This window comes from Agromyces sp. Marseille-Q5079 (assembly GCF_051016555.1).
GTDB lineage: Bacteria > Actinomycetota > Actinomycetes > Actinomycetales > Microbacteriaceae > Agromyces.
The window spans coordinates 786,028-800,244 of record NZ_JBPEJF010000001.1 but is presented as its reverse complement, the minus strand read 5'-3'; the positions used below and the strand labels follow the sequence as shown (position 1 = coordinate 800,244).

The 14,217-nt window shown below is 72.5% G+C and carries 14 protein-coding genes; 5 read left to right on the top strand and 9 right to left on the bottom strand.

Going from position 1 to position 14,217, the window contains the following annotated elements:
- Nucleotides 1-158: 158 nt before the first annotated feature.
- Nucleotides 159-1,625: a M23 family metallopeptidase gene (locus ACR3IO_RS03630; RefSeq protein WP_434069794.1), complete on the bottom strand. Its 1,467-nt coding sequence runs from the start codon at nucleotides 1,623-1,625 to the stop codon at nucleotides 159-161.
- Nucleotides 1,626-1,816: 191 nt separating this feature from the next.
- A complete protein-coding gene (gene hutH, locus ACR3IO_RS03625; protein ID WP_434069793.1) occupies nucleotides 1,817-3,493 on the bottom strand; it encodes a histidine ammonia-lyase in 1,677 nt (558 codons plus the stop codon).
- Nucleotides 3,494-3,685: 192 nt separating this feature from the next.
- On the opposite strand from hutH, the gene ACR3IO_RS03620 reads away from it, so the two are divergent.
- Together ACR3IO_RS03620 and ACR3IO_RS03615 are read left to right on the top strand one after the other, a co-directional pair.
- Nucleotides 3,686-4,468, top strand: a complete 783-nt coding sequence (locus ACR3IO_RS03620; RefSeq protein ID WP_434069792.1) for an IclR family transcriptional regulator — start codon at nucleotides 3,686-3,688, stop codon at nucleotides 4,466-4,468.
- A 72-nt stretch (nucleotides 4,469-4,540) separates the two neighbouring features.
- Nucleotides 4,541-5,341, top strand: a complete 801-nt coding sequence (locus ACR3IO_RS03615; protein ID WP_434069791.1) for an inositol monophosphatase family protein — start codon at nucleotides 4,541-4,543, stop codon at nucleotides 5,339-5,341.
- A gap of 14 nt (nucleotides 5,342-5,355) precedes the next feature.
- On the opposite strand, the gene ACR3IO_RS03610 is transcribed toward ACR3IO_RS03615, so the two are convergent.
- From ACR3IO_RS03610 to ACR3IO_RS03600, 3 genes are all read right to left on the bottom strand, one after another.
- Complete coding sequence (locus ACR3IO_RS03610; protein ID WP_434069790.1) at nucleotides 5,356-5,799, bottom strand: DUF4190 domain-containing protein; 444 nt, start codon at nucleotides 5,797-5,799, stop codon at nucleotides 5,356-5,358.
- A gap of 43 nt (nucleotides 5,800-5,842) precedes the next feature.
- On the bottom strand, nucleotides 5,843-6,550 hold the full coding sequence (locus tag ACR3IO_RS03605) for a hypothetical protein (RefSeq protein ID WP_434069789.1): 708 nt from the start codon (nucleotides 6,548-6,550) through the stop codon (nucleotides 5,843-5,845).
- A gap of 126 nt (nucleotides 6,551-6,676) precedes the next feature.
- Nucleotides 6,677-7,279, bottom strand: coding sequence for a DUF1992 domain-containing protein (locus ACR3IO_RS03600; protein WP_434069788.1), 603 nt, complete (start codon nucleotides 7,277-7,279; stop codon nucleotides 6,677-6,679).
- 166 nt (nucleotides 7,280-7,445) lie between these two features.
- On the opposite strand from ACR3IO_RS03600, the gene ACR3IO_RS03595 reads away from it, so the two are divergent.
- Nucleotides 7,446-8,129 (top strand): DedA family protein, encoded by a 684-nt coding sequence (locus ACR3IO_RS03595; RefSeq protein ID WP_434069787.1) that lies wholly within the window; start codon nucleotides 7,446-7,448, stop codon nucleotides 8,127-8,129.
- A 147-nt stretch (nucleotides 8,130-8,276) separates the two neighbouring features.
- Entirely contained in the window at nucleotides 8,277-9,542 is a 1,266-nt protein-coding gene (locus ACR3IO_RS03590; protein WP_434069786.1) for a hypothetical protein, read from the top strand.
- Between the two features lie 27 nt (nucleotides 9,543-9,569).
- Here the strand turns inward: ACR3IO_RS03590 and ACR3IO_RS03585 are convergent, their stop codons facing one another.
- Nucleotides 9,570-10,166 carry an antibiotic biosynthesis monooxygenase gene (locus ACR3IO_RS03585; protein ID WP_434069785.1) on the bottom strand — a complete coding sequence of 199 codons (597 nt, stop codon included), beginning with the start codon at nucleotides 10,164-10,166 and terminating at the stop codon, nucleotides 9,570-9,572.
- A gap of 148 nt (nucleotides 10,167-10,314) precedes the next feature.
- Between ACR3IO_RS03585 and ACR3IO_RS03580 the strand changes: the two genes are divergently transcribed.
- Nucleotides 10,315-10,743, top strand: coding sequence for a cupin domain-containing protein (locus ACR3IO_RS03580; protein ID WP_434069784.1), 429 nt, complete (start codon nucleotides 10,315-10,317; stop codon nucleotides 10,741-10,743).
- 43 nt (nucleotides 10,744-10,786) lie between these two features.
- Here ACR3IO_RS03580 and ACR3IO_RS03575 read toward each other — a convergent pair whose 3' ends face one another.
- The 3 genes from ACR3IO_RS03575 to sigK form a co-directional block, all read right to left on the bottom strand.
- On the bottom strand, nucleotides 10,787-12,415 hold the full coding sequence (locus tag ACR3IO_RS03575; protein ID WP_434069783.1) for an MFS transporter: 1,629 nt from the start codon (nucleotides 12,413-12,415) through the stop codon (nucleotides 10,787-10,789).
- A 117-nt stretch (nucleotides 12,416-12,532) separates the two neighbouring features.
- Nucleotides 12,533-13,399, bottom strand: coding sequence for an anti-sigma factor (locus ACR3IO_RS03570; RefSeq protein ID WP_434069782.1), 867 nt, complete (start codon nucleotides 13,397-13,399; stop codon nucleotides 12,533-12,535).
- A complete protein-coding gene (gene sigK, locus ACR3IO_RS03565; RefSeq protein ID WP_434069781.1) occupies nucleotides 13,396-13,986 on the bottom strand; it encodes an ECF RNA polymerase sigma factor SigK in 591 nt (196 codons plus the stop codon). The genes ACR3IO_RS03570 and sigK overlap by 4 nt, the downstream gene beginning before the upstream one ends.
- Nucleotides 13,987-14,217 lie beyond the last annotated feature (231 nt).

Sequence of the window (14,217 nt, the reverse complement as noted above, 5' to 3'; positions counted from 1 at the left end):
GGCCGCCGGTCGCGGTGCAGGAGAACAGGCCGCATCCCCGCTGACAGCGCGGATCGCGCCTCATCTCCTGCAGTTGGGCGGGCGATGACTGGCGTGCAGGCGATGGCGGGCGGCGGGCGAGCGGGCGATGACTGGCCGGCGGTCGGGCGCGCTGCAGGTCAGCCGATGGCGATGCCGCGGGCGGCCATGAAGGGCCGGGAGTCGACCGCCGTGCCGTCGAGCCGGACCTCGAAGTGCAGGTGGCATCCGGTCGAGGCGCCGGTGCTGCCGACCATGCCGATGAGCTGGCCCGCCGTGACGGACTGCCCGGCGCTCACGAGGATGCCGCCGTCGATGAGGTGGGCGTAGCCGGTCGAGACGCCCGAGCCGTGGTCGATGAGGACCCAGTTGCCGTAGCTGCCGTTGGTGCGCGCCTCGACGACCACGCCGGTCGTCGCTGCGAACACCGGGGACTTGCAGGCGGCGGCGACGTCGGTGCCGCGGTGGAACTCGTTGACGCCCGCGATGGGCTTGTCGGGGCGGGGTCCGAAGCCGTCGGTGAGGTTGCCTGCGACGGGCTGAGACCAGCCCTGATCGCTCAGCTGGCCCGAGTCGGCGGGGAGCGTGTCGATGACCGCGATGCTGCTGGCCGCCGCCTTCGCCTGCAGGCCGCTCATGTTGGTGCGCGCGGCGGTCAGGGCGCGCTCGGCGTCGCTGAGGTCGTCCTCCCTGGCCTCGACGGGAACGTCGTCGGCGGCCGCCCATGCGGCGGCGGCAGCCTCCTCGGCGGCATCCGCGTCGGCGTCGCGGGCCGCGGCGATCTTCTCGAGCGCGTCGGCGTCGCCGGCGATCTGCGAGACCCTCGCCATGCCGGCGAGCCCGGCGAGCAGGTCTTGACCCGCGCCGAAGACGGCGTCCATCGAGGTGGTGGTGTCGCCGGTTCCGTTCGCCGCGGCGAAGTACGTGCGGGCGGCGGCATCGGCCTCGGCCCGGGCGGCCAGGGCGTCGGCGTCGGCGACACGGGCGAGCGAGCGGGCGACCTCCCGGGTCGAGCGGGCATCGGCGACGGCCGTCTCGGCGGTGCGGACGGACTTGGTCGCCCGATCGATGGCAGTGCGGGCGCCGAGCAGCGACGTGATGTCGCGGTTGACGCCGGAGACGACGCGCACGAACGGTCCGTCGCCCTGGAAGACCACGGGCGCCTGCGGCGCGGCAGGTGCGGCGGGCTGAGGTGCGGGCGTCGGCTCGGGTTCGGGAGTCGGCTCGGGAGTCGGCGTCGGTGTCGGCTCGGGAGTCGGTGTGGGGGTCGGCTCGGGAGTCGGCGTCGGCGTGGGGGTCGGTGTGGGCGTCGGAGTCGGCGTCGGTGTGGGCGTCGGAGTCGGCTCGGGCGTCGGAGTGGGGGTCGGCTCGGGCGTCGGCGACTCGGTCGCGGGCGCCTCAGTCGCCGGAGGAGTCGGCGTGCTCGTCGAGTCCTCGGCGCCGGTGCCGGTGTCGGCCGCGCCGGTGTCGGCCGTGCCGGCGTCGAGCGTGCTCGCGTCGACCGGCGACGGCTCTTCGGCGTATGACGGCGTCGCGCCCACGACTCCCACGAGCAGCGTCAGCGCGATCGCCGAGGCGGCGAAGCTGGCGCGCCTTCCCGCTCGCACAGCAAGTGTGCGAGGTGTCGTGAAGCGGGATCGCGATTTCGTCAATGTGTTCCGTTTCGTGCTGCCGGCGAGTTGGCACCGACCGGTTTCAGTCTGTCACCGGGCGCGGGGCCGCACAACAGCGGATTCGACTCGAACGCCCCCACTCTGGGGGTGGCGATCCGACGCACTGGAATCGCGGGGGGACCGCCTCAGTCGAGCGTCGTACCGAGGGCGCGCACTGCGCATTCGCGCACCGCTCCGGTGGCCACGAGCCCGCTGATCGTCTCGATCTCGGGCGAGAGGAAGCGATCGGGACCCGGCACGGCGCCGACCTCGGCGATGAGCGCGACGACGGCCCCGGTCGCGGCGCCGGGCTCCAGCGGGGCGCGCAGCGCGAGCCCGCGCGCGGCCGTCATGACCTCGATCGCGAGCACCCGCGAGAGACCGTCGATCGATCGGCGGAGTTTGCGCGCGGCCGCCCATCCCATCGAGACGTGGTCCTCCTGCATCGCCGATGACGGGATCGAGTCGACGGAGGCCGGCACGGCGAGCCGCTTCAGCTCCGACACGATGCCCGCGGCGGTGTACTGCGCGATCATGAGGCCCGAGTCCACGCCGACCTCGTGCGCGAGGAAGGGCGGCAGGCCCTGGTTGCGCGCCCGGTCGAGGAACCGGTCGGTGCGCCGCTCGCTCATCGACGCGACATCCGCCACCGCGATCGCGAGGAAGTCGAGCACGTACGCGACCGGCGCGCCGTGGAAGTTGCCGTTCGACTCGACGCGGCCGTCGGGCGTGAGCACGGGGTTGTCGATCGCGCTCGCGAGCTCGGCATCGGCGACGGATGCCGCGTGCGCGAGCGTGTCCCGCGCGGCGCCGTGCACCTGCGGGGCGCAGCGCAGCGAGTAGGCGTCCTGCACGCGGGTGCACTCGGGGCCCTTGTGGCTGGCGACGATGGGGGAGCCCGCGAGCAGGTGCCGCAGGTTCGCCGCGGACGCCGCCTGTCCGCGCTGCGGGCGCAGGCGGTGCAGGTCCTCGGCGAACACGGCGTCGGTGCCGAGGAGGCCCTCGACGCTCATGGCCGCGGCGACGTCGGCGGTGGCGAGCAGCATCCGCAGGTCGTCGATCGCGAGGGCCAGCATGCCGAGCATGCCGTCGGTGCCGTTGATGAGCGCGAGGCCCTCCTTCTCGCCGAGGCGGAGCGGCGCGATGCCGGCTGCGGCGAGGGCGGCGCTCGCCGGCATGAGGACGGTTGCGGGCGGGGCTTGCGTCTCGGAGCCTTCCGCGTGACGCGGCTCGGCGCTGCGCGCCTCGCCCGCTACGGCTGCCGCCTTTCGAGGGCGAGGCCCGCTGACGCGTGCCTCGCCCTCGCCCATCGCCACGAGGGCGCAGTGCGAGAGGGGCGCGAGGTCGCCCGAGCAGCCGAGCGAGCCGTACTCGCGTACGACCGGGGTGATGCCGGCGTTGAGGATCGCGGCGTACGTCTCGGCGGTGACCCGGCGCACGCCCGTGCGGCCCGTCATGAGCGTCGAGAGGCGCAGCAGCATGAGGGCGCGCACCACCTCGCGTTCGACCTCCGCGCCGGAGCCGGCGGCATGCGAGCGTACGAGGCTCGCCTGCAGCTGCGCGCGGCGGTCCTCGGCGATGAAGGTGGTCGCGAGCGCGCCGAAGCCCGTCGAGATGCCGTAGTGCGGCTCGGGATCGGCGGCGAGCCCCTCGATGATCGCCCGGCTGCGCTCCACCTCGTCGAGTGCGGCGGGGTCGAGCACGACGGATGCCCCGTGCCTCGCGACCGCGACGACCTCGTCGATGCTCAGGGGGCCGGTGCCCACGGTGACGGATGCCGCGGACGACGTGGACGGGTCGGCGGGCGCGATGGTGCTGCTCATGCCTCCATTCCAGCGTGCGCCCGCGCGGGCGGGAACGCCGTGGCGGCCGCATCCGTCCGGGATCCCGGACACCCGGGGTAGGCTGTGCGCATCGGCGCTGCGCCACGCCGAACCTGGTCGTCGAGAGGTCGCGAAGTGCCGGAATCCACGTCTCGGATCGACCGCTCGCGACCTGTCGACGGGCGCGGCGACGTGGCATCCGCATCGAAGGTTCCCGCGGCGGACCAGACGCTCGCGATCCTCAGCCACCTGGCGGCGCAGCGCGGGCCGGTGCCCGCCGCCACCATCGCCCAGGCCCTCGGGATCCCCCGCTCGACCGCGTACCACCTGCTCGCGGTCATGGCCGAGCGCGGCTTCGTCGTGCACCTGCCCGAGGAGCGCCGCTACGGCCTCGGCATCGCGGCGTTCGAGCTCTCGAGCGGGTTCAGCCGCCAGCAGCCGCTCGCCCGGCTCGGGCGCCCGCTCGTCGCCGCGCTCGTCGACCGGCTCGGAGAGAGCGGCCACCTCGCGGTGCTCCACGGTCGGGACGTGCTCTACCTCGTCGAGGAGCGCGCGCCGCGGCGTCCGTCGCTCGTGACCGACGTGGGCGTGCGACTGCCCGCGCACCTCACGGCCACCGGCCGCGCCATGCTCGCCCAGCTGCCGCCCGCCCAGCTGCGCGCGCTGTATCCCGATCGCGCGGCGTTCGCGTCGCGGCACTCGTCACCCGAGGCGGGTGCCGCGGAGTGGACCTACGGGCGGCTGAAGCGCGTGCTCGCCGACGTGCGCACGCGCGGCTGGGCCGCCGAGGACGGCGAGGTGACGCCCGGGCTGGCGTCGGCCGGCGCACCCGTGGTCGACCACCTCGGCTGGCCGGCCGCGGCCATCGCCGTGACATTCCCCGACGACGCCGAGGCCGCCCTGCGCGAGCGCGTCGTCGCCGAGGTGCTCGACGCCGCCGCCACCTTGGCGCGTCGCATCAGCGGCGGGCGCTGACTCCCGGCATCATCGAGCGCGCTCGAACTCTCGCCTGCAGCGTGCCTGCGCACATGCTGGTTGACTTGGGGGATGGTGGTCGGCTCGGCGCTCTCGGATGCAGAGGTCGCCGTGCGCGCCGCCCGAGCCGGTGCGGCCGTTGCTCGCGCCCGGTTCGGCACCGAGTCCCGCCGTATCGACCATGCGGGCGTCGACTTCACGACGGAAGCCGACATCGAGGCGGAGCGCGCGATCCGTGCGGTGCTCACGGAGCATCGGCCCGAGGACGGCATCCTCGGGGAGGAGCTCGGCGCGAGCGGTGACTCCTCCCGCCGCTGGCTCGTGGATCCCATCTGCGGCACGCTCAACTTCGCGGCGGGGGTGCCGTTGTTCGCCGTCAACGTCGCACTGGAGATCGGTGGCGTCACCGCGGCAGCCGCGGTCGCAGACCCCGCGGCCGGGAACACGTTCTGGACCGACGGCGTCGGAGCTTGGCGAGCCGAGGACGCGCGGGCTCCGGAACCGGGGCGCGCCATCGCGCCGTCTTCATCGTCGCGCCTGGTCACGGTGAACCTCGAGAGCCGATACCCGGGGTCGATCGGTACCCGGCTGCTGTTCGACGAGACGTTCCGCGAACGGTTCAGCCCACGATGCCTCTCGACGACGCTGGCACTCTCCTGGGTCGCCACCGGGCAACAGGCGGGGTACATCACCGGCGGCGACCTCCGTCACAGCGTGCACTGGGCTGCCGGCATCGCGTTGTGTCGTGCTGCGGGCGCGATCGTCACCAACCTGGCGGGCGGCGAACTGCACACCGGCGAGCACGGCCTGGTGGCCGCCGCGGATGCCGGCACTCACGAGCTCCTGCTCGCGACGCTGGACACGATGCGCTGACCCGAACGTGCGCCTCAGAGGCTCGACGTCACGCCCGACTCGGCGGTGGTGGCGAACACCAGCATCAGCACGATGAAGGCCACGTAGAGCGTGATGCCGACGAGGTACAGCCCGCCCAGGACGTATCCGAAGATGATGCCGATCAGGGCTGCCTGAGCTCCCTGCTCGCCTCGTTGGCGGATCTGCCGGCGAGCGATGTGCCCGCAGACGATCGCGGGGATCGCGGTCAGGAGGCCGAACATCATGCTGCCGAGCCCCAAGCCGAGCGTCACCCAGGCCAGCACGTTCTGCGGCGCCGAGGCCGGCGGAGTCCACACGGGGACGACGCCGATGGGGGCGATCGCGTCGGGGGCGACGCCCGAGGTCGCGGATGCACCGTGCAGCGAGCCCGCGAACGGAATCCCACCATCCGGTGCCGTGGGCGCAGCGAGCGTGGGCGTGGGCGTGGGGGCGTCCATTCGGGTTCCGTTCGTGGTGGCGGGGATGCGGGTCGGTCGAATGCTACTGGCCGGCGGACCGGCGTCGATACCCGACCGCCGCATCGATCATCCGCACGCGCTCATGCAGCCCGCGTCGCACGCTCACGGCGCGTTGAAGTTCGAGCGGGGGGACCCGGAGCTCATGGCCTCGCCACTCGATGCGTTCGAGGCGAGCAGCCGCCTCAGGCCCGAAGTCCGAGACGGCGGGTTGATCGGCTGCTGCTCCGACGCCGCCGACCCACTCGACCCGCGCACCGATGATCGCGCGTCCCCACCAGTCGCAGAACCAGTCCGCCGGGGCGACCGGCTCGACCAGCCCGTCTGCCAGGAGGTCGCCCACCCGCTGGGCGTCGGGCCCCGACACGACGAGGTCGAGATCACCCGGCGAGACGCGCAACCCCCGAGCGGCCAGCGCCGCACTCCCGGTCAACCACCAGTCGACCTCTGCGGCGTTCAGGCGCCGGCAGACCTCGGAGAGCGCGTCATCCCACGGCGCGGGCTCGAGGTTCGCGGCTTGGCGCAGCCACGGGCCGATGAGGCGCTGGAAGTTCGTCCACGACACCTCGAGCTGGGGCGAGTCGGCGGGAAACCGCCGAACCCACACGCCGTCGCAAAGCTCGAACCCGGATTTCTGCACGCCCGGAACCAGTGCTTCCGGCACCTCCTCCAGGCCGAACTCGGAGACATCCCCGTCGTCGCGACGACGACAGCGAACCACTGGCATATTCATCGCCACCCCTCTCCGAGCCCAGTCCAGCAGGGACCGGTGACATCGCGTTCCTGCGATCGAGCTCCTGGACCGAGTTCCTGGACCGCAGGCGACGAGGGAACGACGCGATGGCGTGCTGAACGATCCTCAGCCGCGACGCCGCCACCACGGCGTTCGTGAGGTCCTCTGCGCGTGCTCATGCTCGTGCTGTCGACGCTCCTCGGCCGCCTGGCGCTGTCGGGCGTCGCGGCGCTCGCGCCAGGCACGGAGCTCGTCGTCGGCATCCCGGGTCGGGGTCACGACGGGCGGACCGCCGAGCAGCTGGCGGCGCGCCTCGATCACGCGCCGATTGAAGTCCTCGATCGCCTCGCGCACCTCGGATTCGCGGTGCATCCGATCCAGGCGGGCCTCGAGCTGCGCGTTCTCGACCCGCAGGGTGAGCGCGGGCGGACCCAATCCGCTCAGCTGCTCGCGCTCGATCTTGCGGCGGATCCACCAGTCGGGGTCGTGCTGCCCGGTCAATCCCTCGAGGGGCTTTCCCGCGCCGGGGAGGTTGTCGAACTCGCCGCGACGGATCGCCTGCTGGATCGCGGTCTCCACGAACGCCACCCGCTCCGCCTCCGTGGACGGTCGAGCCCGTTCCGTCGCCGGGTCGGCGACGTCGGGATCCACTCCACGGGCGATCGCCTCGTCACGGGCGAGGCGATCGAGCCGGTACTGCGACGCGGCGCGCTGCGGATCCTCGCTCACCCTCGACCTCCCTCGCGGCGTCGGACATCCGTCTTCCACGATACGACGCAGCGCCGCGGCATCCGCTCGCGCGATCTCGCGAAGACCCAGCATCCATTCACCTCGGACGGATAGCGTCGGCCTCGCCGACGGGCATCCATCACCGACCGCCGACCATCGGAGCCGCATGACTCCCCTGACCAACGTCACCCTCGAGACCGCCGACCACGGCTTCACCGGGCTCACCGGCTTCGCCGCCGACATCCTGAACGCCATGGGCGATGTCGGCGTGGGCGTGCTGGTCTTCCTGGAGGTGCTGATCCCGCCGATCCCGAGCGAGGTGATCCTGCCGTTCGCCGGATACCTCAGCCAGTCGGGCGACCTGCACCTCGGCTGGCTGATCCTCTGGTCGACGCTCGCGTCGGTGCTCGGCGCCCTGCTGCTCTACGCGCTCGGCGCGGCGATCGGCATCCGGCGCGCCATCGACTGGATCGCGTGGACGCGGCTCGTCAGCAGCACCGACCTCGAGAGCGGCGCCGAGTGGTTCCACCGGCACGGGCGCTGGTCGGTGCTGTTCGGGCGCATGATCCCGGGCGTGCGCAGCCTCATCTCGCTTCCCGCGGGCGCCGATCGGATGCCGCTGCCGACGTTCGTGCTCTTCACGAGCCTCGGCTCCGCCACGTGGAACTCGCTGCTGATCGGCGTCGGCGCCGCGCTCGGCACCCAGCACGAGCTGCTCGACCAGTGGCTCCAGTACCTCGACTACCTCGTCTACGGCGCGATCGCGGTGGCCCTCGTCGTGCTCGTCGTGCGACGCATCCGCGAGCACCGCGCGGGTCGACGGGCATCGGGCGAGGTCGCCGAGGGCTGAGCCGACGGGCATCGGCTCGGGGCATCGGTCCGGGGCATCGGTTCGGGCCGTTATCCAAGCGTGACGCGCTCGCGTGGCGCCGGGGGCGCGGCGACAGGTAGGTTCATCGAACCCGCCGACAGCGCCGACCCCGAAGGCCGATCTCCGATGCTCCAGACCCCGACGGCGCCAGACGCGCCCGCCGACGCCCCAGCCGATGCGATCGCCTCGGCCGACGGCACGCCCGACGCGCCGGTCGGGGTGGCGGCCGAGCCCGTCGCCGAGGCCCCCGTCGCCGCCGCCCGGCGCACCGCGTGGTGGATCCCGACGCTCGCCGTCGGCATCGCGCTCGCCGGGGCGACGGGCACCTCCCTCGCCGCGGGGTCGTTCGCGGACGCCGTTCGCGCCGAGCACATCGCGAAGGTCGCCGAGCTCGAGCGGGTCGCCGAGGACGCGCGCGGCGAACTCCGTGCCGCGATCACCCGCGCGGGCAGCGCCGGCGACGAGGGGCAGGCCATCGCCGACGTCGTCGTGCCGGGACTCGGCTCCAGCGAACTCGCCACCGAGCTGGCCGAGCGCTCCTCGCGTGCGCTCGAGCTCGCGGCGACCGAGGTGCCCGAGCTCGCGGACCCGATCGCCTACGACCAGAGCACGCTGCGCCCCGCATGGATCAGCATCGCGGAACTGCTCCAGACCCGCGCCCGGGGCGTCGAGCTGCTGGGCGACCTCGAGCAGCTCACGACGGACGGCGACGAGATCAACGAGGCGGCCACGGACACCCGCGCCGCGCGGTCGTCGTTCTACGCGTCGGCGGCCGCGGATGCGGGCCAGGTTCTGCTCGCGAACCAGGTCGCGACCTACGAGTCGCGCATCGCGGTGCAGCACGGCATCGACCAGGAGGGCGAGGGCTGGTTCGAGGAGCCGTACAGCGCCGAGGCCTACTCGCAGCTGGCGGGCGCGGTCGACGCGATGAAGGCGTCGGCGGTCGCCGAGACCGCGCGTCGCGCCGACGCCGCCTACGCCGAGCACGGCCCCATCGAGGACTTCGCCCGGTCCATCGCCCACGGAGTGAACCTCGACTTCACCTGGGCGCACATGGTCAACGGCCTCTCCAGCGACGACTGGTACGCCGGCAATGCCACCTATCGGTACGGCGACGGCGGGTGGGCGACGATCCAGCTCAGCCACAGCATCGGATGGCGATGGGCCGACGACGTCAACGCGACGGCGGTCGTCGTGCACGAGGTCGGACACGCGCAGGTCGTGCGTCCCGAGTGCGACCCGTTGTTCACCGGGCCGGTGTTCGGCAGCGACGACGAGATGTGGGCCACGGCGTGGGCGATCGCGTCGGGGTACGACGTGTCGGGGTCCGGGATCGGGGCCTACGGGCGCCCGAGCGACGCGCAGATCGCCGAGGCGGCCAAGTGCCTCTGAGCCGACCCGCCGGGCCGCGGCATCCGCTCAGGTCGTGCGCGGCGCGAGCCAGGTGTGCAGCGAGCGCGTGACGAAGGGCAGCACCCAGTAGGTCATGATCGGCGTGAGCACGAGGGTGGTCGCGAGCACGCGGAGCCAGATCGGCAGGTCGCCCCAGCCCGGAACCGGCGTCACCAGGTAGGTGAAGACCAGGTTGACCGGGAAGAACCCGAGCCAGATCGTCACGGCCTGCTTCCAGCGCGGCGGGGCGGGCGGCAGTTCGTCGTCGGATGCCGCATCGGGATCGATCGTCGGGATGGAGCCGGTCGGCGGCTCGTCGAACCAGCCCTCGATGCCGGTGCGGCGACGGGTGCGCTCCGACCGGACGAGGCCCTCGCCGGTGGCGAGCCAGCTCGTGCGCTCCTCGGAATGCTCCCACGCGTCGAGCGTCTGCTCGCTCGAGAACCGGTACAGCACGTGCCAGACGTCGGAGTCCTCGGCGGCGCGCACCCAGCCCGAGCCGAGGAAGCCGGGGAAGCGGTTCGCACGGTTGATGCCCGCCTGAACCCAGGCGGTGACCTCGGGGATGCGGTCGGGGTCGACCTCGCGGCGGATGGAGACGGTGACGGGGTGGTTCGTGGTCATCTGTGGTGGCCTCTCGTGGCCCGCCGGGGGTGGTGCGGGGATCGGAGCGAAAGCCGCGGGGGCCCTCGGTGTTCCGTGAGCCCCCTCGGCGTCCTCAAGTGTAGGCAACGGGGGTTACCCGTGTGTTTCGCGTCGATAGGCTGCGCTGGTGAGCGGATATCAGGTACTGGACATCGGTGGCCTCGACGACTGGAGGTCGCACTTCGGCGGGTTCCGGCCCGACAGCTCGCGCGACGGCCGCCGGGTCGTCGACCACGAGCTGACGATGCAGTACATCGGCATGACGGCCAACGCACTCGAGCCCGGCGAGGAGGCCGGATACTGGCACCGGCACGCCAGGGTCGAGGAGCTCTACGTGTTCCTCGGCGGCACCGGGCAGATGGGGCTCGACGACGACGTGATCGACGTCGCCGCCGGATCGGTCGTGCGCGTCGGGCAGGGCGTCTGGCGCACGTGGCGCTGTACGCCCGGCAGCACGGGCGAGCTGCGGTGGCTGTGCATCCGGGCCGGCGGCACCGAGCTCCCCGAGTTCCCCGACGACTCGGAGCGCGGCGGCGACCGTCCGATGCCCTGGTAGCGAGCCGCCCGACGGCTCCGGCCGCGTCATGACGTCGGCCGGCTCACTTCGGCGACGGGTCGGGGATCTCCTCGGGCCGGTACTTCGGCAGCCGCGAGGCCGGGATGGCCGCGACGGCACTGAGCCCGGCGAGGATGAGGAAGCCGAGCCGCAGCGTGTGCAGGCGCTCCTCCTCGTTGAGCGCGACGGCGGCGTCGACCTGGGCGGGCGTCGCCGTCGTCTCGTCGAGCACCGCGCGCAGGTCGTCGTTGCTGACGAAGTTGACCTCGTCGAGGTCGACCTGGGCCACGAGGTCGTCGGGCAGCTCGGGATGCTCCGAGACGGCGTTGCCGATGTTCAGCGTCAGCATCGTGACGAGCAGGGCGCCCATGACCGCGGTGCCGACGGCGGAGGCGAGGTTCTGGGTGGTGCCGCGGATCGAGCCGACGTCGCCGGCGAGCGACTTGGGCGCCGACGTGACGAGCACGTTGAACACGAGCGTGACGAGCGCGCCCTGGCCGATGCCGAAGACCACGAGGCCGAGGATGGTCGGCAGCGTCTCCCAGTTGTTGGTCACGACGAACGAGAGCCAGAGCAGGGCGATCGTCGTGAGCCCGAACGAGAACAGCGCGATCGTGCGGGGGCTGTACCGCCGGTAGAAGCGCACGATCAGGGTGGCCGTGATGAAGACGGTGAGGTTGAACGGCATCATCGCGAGCGAGGTGTCGAACGGCGTGCGACCCTGGACCACCTGGATGTACGTCGGCACGGTGAAGTTCACCGCGGCCTCCATCGAGACGATGATGAACATCGCGTAGACCGCCGCGCGCTCGCGAGGGTGCCGGAGCACGCCGAGGTCGACGAGCGGCACGAGGCCGCGACGCATCCGTCGTCTCGTCCACAGGAAGAAGCACTGGCCGAGCACCACGCCGACCACCACGAAGACCGGCGCGGGCGAGAGGCCGATGACGTCGAACGGCGCCGCGGGCTCCGCGAGCAGGATGCCCCACGAGTTCAGGTTGTTGAACCCGAGCGTGAGGAGCACGATCGCCGCACCGATCAGCACCGAGGCGACGAGGTCGATGCGCACGGAGCGGTCGCCGCGATCGGAGCGGAGGCCGAAGCTCAGCGCGAACACCGCGATCGCCAGCGCGAGCGTGATGAAGAAGATCGGGCGCCAGCCGATGAGCGTGCCCAGGGTGCCGCCGATGAGGAAGGCGCTGATGCCCGAGAACGCCCTGGCCGAGCCGAGCGATCCCACGGCCGTCGCCTGCTGGGTGCCGCGGTAGTTCTCGGCGATGAGGGCCACGAGCGCCGGCACGATGATCGCCGCGGCGGAGCCGGCGAGCGCCTGGCCCGCGATCGCCCACCCGATGGTGGGCGAGAAGATCATGATCAGCGAGGATGCCGCGAACACGACGAGGACGCACCGGAAGATGAGCACCCACCCGATGCGCTGGCCGAGCTTCGCTCCCGTCATCACCAGGGCGGCGACCGCGAGGCCGTAGACGACGATCGTCGTGCTGGCCACCGTCGGCGGTACCCCGAAGTCCTCGACCATGCCGCCGAGCGAGATCGGCAGCGCCGACACGTTGAACGACATGAGCACCTGGGCGAGGAACAGCCCGACCATGGGTGCCCAGGAGCGCCGCTCCTCGGTTCCGGTCGCCGTGGTCGTCGAAGTTCCGGTCATCTGATGCCCCCCATCGCGGCCCGCGTGCGAGCGGGCCCGACCAGTCTTACGCAGCCGGACGTGTCGAGGCGCGCCGTGCAGCCTCGTGTCGCGGCGTGTCGGGAGGGGCGCGCGAGGTCAGGTCTGGATGACGGCGACCGGCTCGGTGGTGGGCTGCTCGGAGCCGCCGGCCGGCTCGACCGTGATGCCGACCGCGACGCCCTGCGCGAAGTCGCCCTCGAGGATCCGCCAGGTCTCGTCGCCGGCCACGTCGAACGTGCCCGCGGAGACGACGCCGTTCTGGTCGATGTACCAGAGCTCGTACGTCTGCTCGTCGTCGAGGGCGGTCAGCCCGTCGGCGATGATCGCGCTGCGACCGAGATCGACCGAGGAGACGAGCGTGACCTCGCCGCCGCCCTCGACCTGTGCGGTGGTCTCCTGCGCGTCGGATGCCGCGGCCAGCGTGTTCATCTGGAGCTGTGCACCCCATCCGTTCGGGCCGAACCAGTTCGTGCCGAGGACGACGCCCGCGACGAGCAGCACGACGGCCGCGGCCGACGACAGCACGATCGCGAGTCGGCGGCGCCCGCGCCGCTCGCCGAGGTCGGCGACCGGCGCCGGGTCGCCCGAGCGGGTCTGCGGGGCATCGGAACGCGGAGTCGTGGCAGCGGCGGTCGGCGCGGGGAGCACGGACGGAGCCGGAACGGCCGGCTCGGCAGCATCCGCTCGCCCACCCTCGGCTCGTCGTTCCTGGGGTGCCGAGTCGAGGCGATCGAAGAGGCCCGCCTTGAGGGACGGCGGGGGAGCGACGGGCTCGACGGCCTCGCCGAGTCCGGAGGCGATGGCGCGGAACGAGTCGACCTCGGCCAGCAGCTCGGGCGAGGTCGCGAGGGCTCGTTCGAACCGGGCTCGCTCGACCTCGTCGAGGGCGTCGAGGGCGTACGCCGGTGCGAGCTCGAGCAGCTCGCGCAGCTCGTCGCCCGTCGGGCCATCGGCTCGGTTCATGTCGTCACCCCCAGTAGGTCTCGCAATCGGATCATGCCATCCCGCAGCCGGGTCTTCACCGTGCCGAGGGGAACCTCGAGTCTCGTCGCGATCTCGGACTGCGTGCAGCCCCCGTAGTAGGCCAGCGAGATGCACTCCCGCTGTGCGGGGCTCAGCGAGGTGAGCGCCTCGGCGATGCGCTCGTGCTCGATCGCGATCTCGGCCGCCTCGGCGACCTCGTCGACGGGGACGTCGAGATCGCGGATGCCGACCCTGAGATCGCGGTCGCGCGCCGACTGCGATGCCCGCACCCGGTCGACGGCCCGCCGGTGAGCGAGGGTCAGCAGCCAGGGGATCGCCGCCCCGCGCTCGGGCTCGAACCGCGCAGCGGTCTGCCATGCCTCGAGGAACACGTCCTGCGTCACCTCCTCGGCCTGTGCCGCATCGACGAGCAGGCGGCGCACGAGCCCGAGGACCCGTGCCGCGGTCGCGTCGTACAGCAGCGAGAAGGCGTCGCGGTCGCCCGCGGCGGTGGCGACGAGGAGGTCCTCGAGCGCGCGAGGGTGCTCCCCGGAGTGCCCAGCGACGTCGACCACGTCTCCCAGCATGTCAGAGCGATGCCCGTCTGGCCGCCCCTTGCGAGGCGGAGCGATTCGTGAGAGGAGGGCATGGGTCATCCGAACGTGGAGGGGACATGGTCGGCACCGATCGGTGCATCGACGGGGTGGGTGGTCACTGGGGGCGCCTCGTTTCGGGAGTCATCTGGTATTCGGAGCGGACGCCGGAATCGATTGGCTCGGGCGACGCCCGACATCCGTCCAATCCGATCTCGCACGCCC

Bases quoted from the DNA above. Each gene is read 5' to 3' on its own strand.
- ACR3IO_RS03615 (WP_434069791.1), top strand. From the start codon at position 4,541: ATGGTGGTCGGCTCGGCGCTCTCGGATGCAGAGGTCGCCGTGCGCGCC.
- ACR3IO_RS03590 (WP_434069786.1), top strand. From the start codon at position 8,277: ATGCTCCAGACCCCGACGGCGCCAGACGCGCCCGCCGACGCCCCAGCC.
- ACR3IO_RS03610 (WP_434069790.1), bottom strand. From the start codon at position 5,799: ATGGACGCCCCCACGCCCACGCCCACGCTCGCTGCGCCCACGGCACCG.
- hutH (WP_434069793.1), bottom strand. From the start codon at position 3,493: ATGAGCAGCACCATCGCGCCCGCCGACCCGTCCACGTCGTCCGCGGCA.
- ACR3IO_RS03570 (WP_434069782.1), bottom strand. From the start codon at position 13,399: ATGAACCGAGCCGATGGCCCGACGGGCGACGAGCTGCGCGAGCTGCTC.
- ACR3IO_RS03605 (WP_434069789.1), bottom strand. From the start codon at position 6,550: ATGAATATGCCAGTGGTTCGCTGTCGTCGTCGCGACGACGGGGATGTC.
- ACR3IO_RS03585 (WP_434069785.1), bottom strand. From the start codon at position 10,166: ATGACCACGAACCACCCCGTCACCGTCTCCATCCGCCGCGAGGTCGAC.
- ACR3IO_RS03575 (WP_434069783.1), bottom strand. From the start codon at position 12,415: ATGACCGGAACTTCGACGACCACGGCGACCGGAACCGAGGAGCGGCGC.
- ACR3IO_RS03595 (WP_434069787.1), top strand. From the start codon at position 7,446: ATGACTCCCCTGACCAACGTCACCCTCGAGACCGCCGACCACGGCTTC.
- sigK (WP_434069781.1), bottom strand. From the start codon at position 13,986: ATGCTGGGAGACGTGGTCGACGTCGCTGGGCACTCCGGGGAGCACCCT.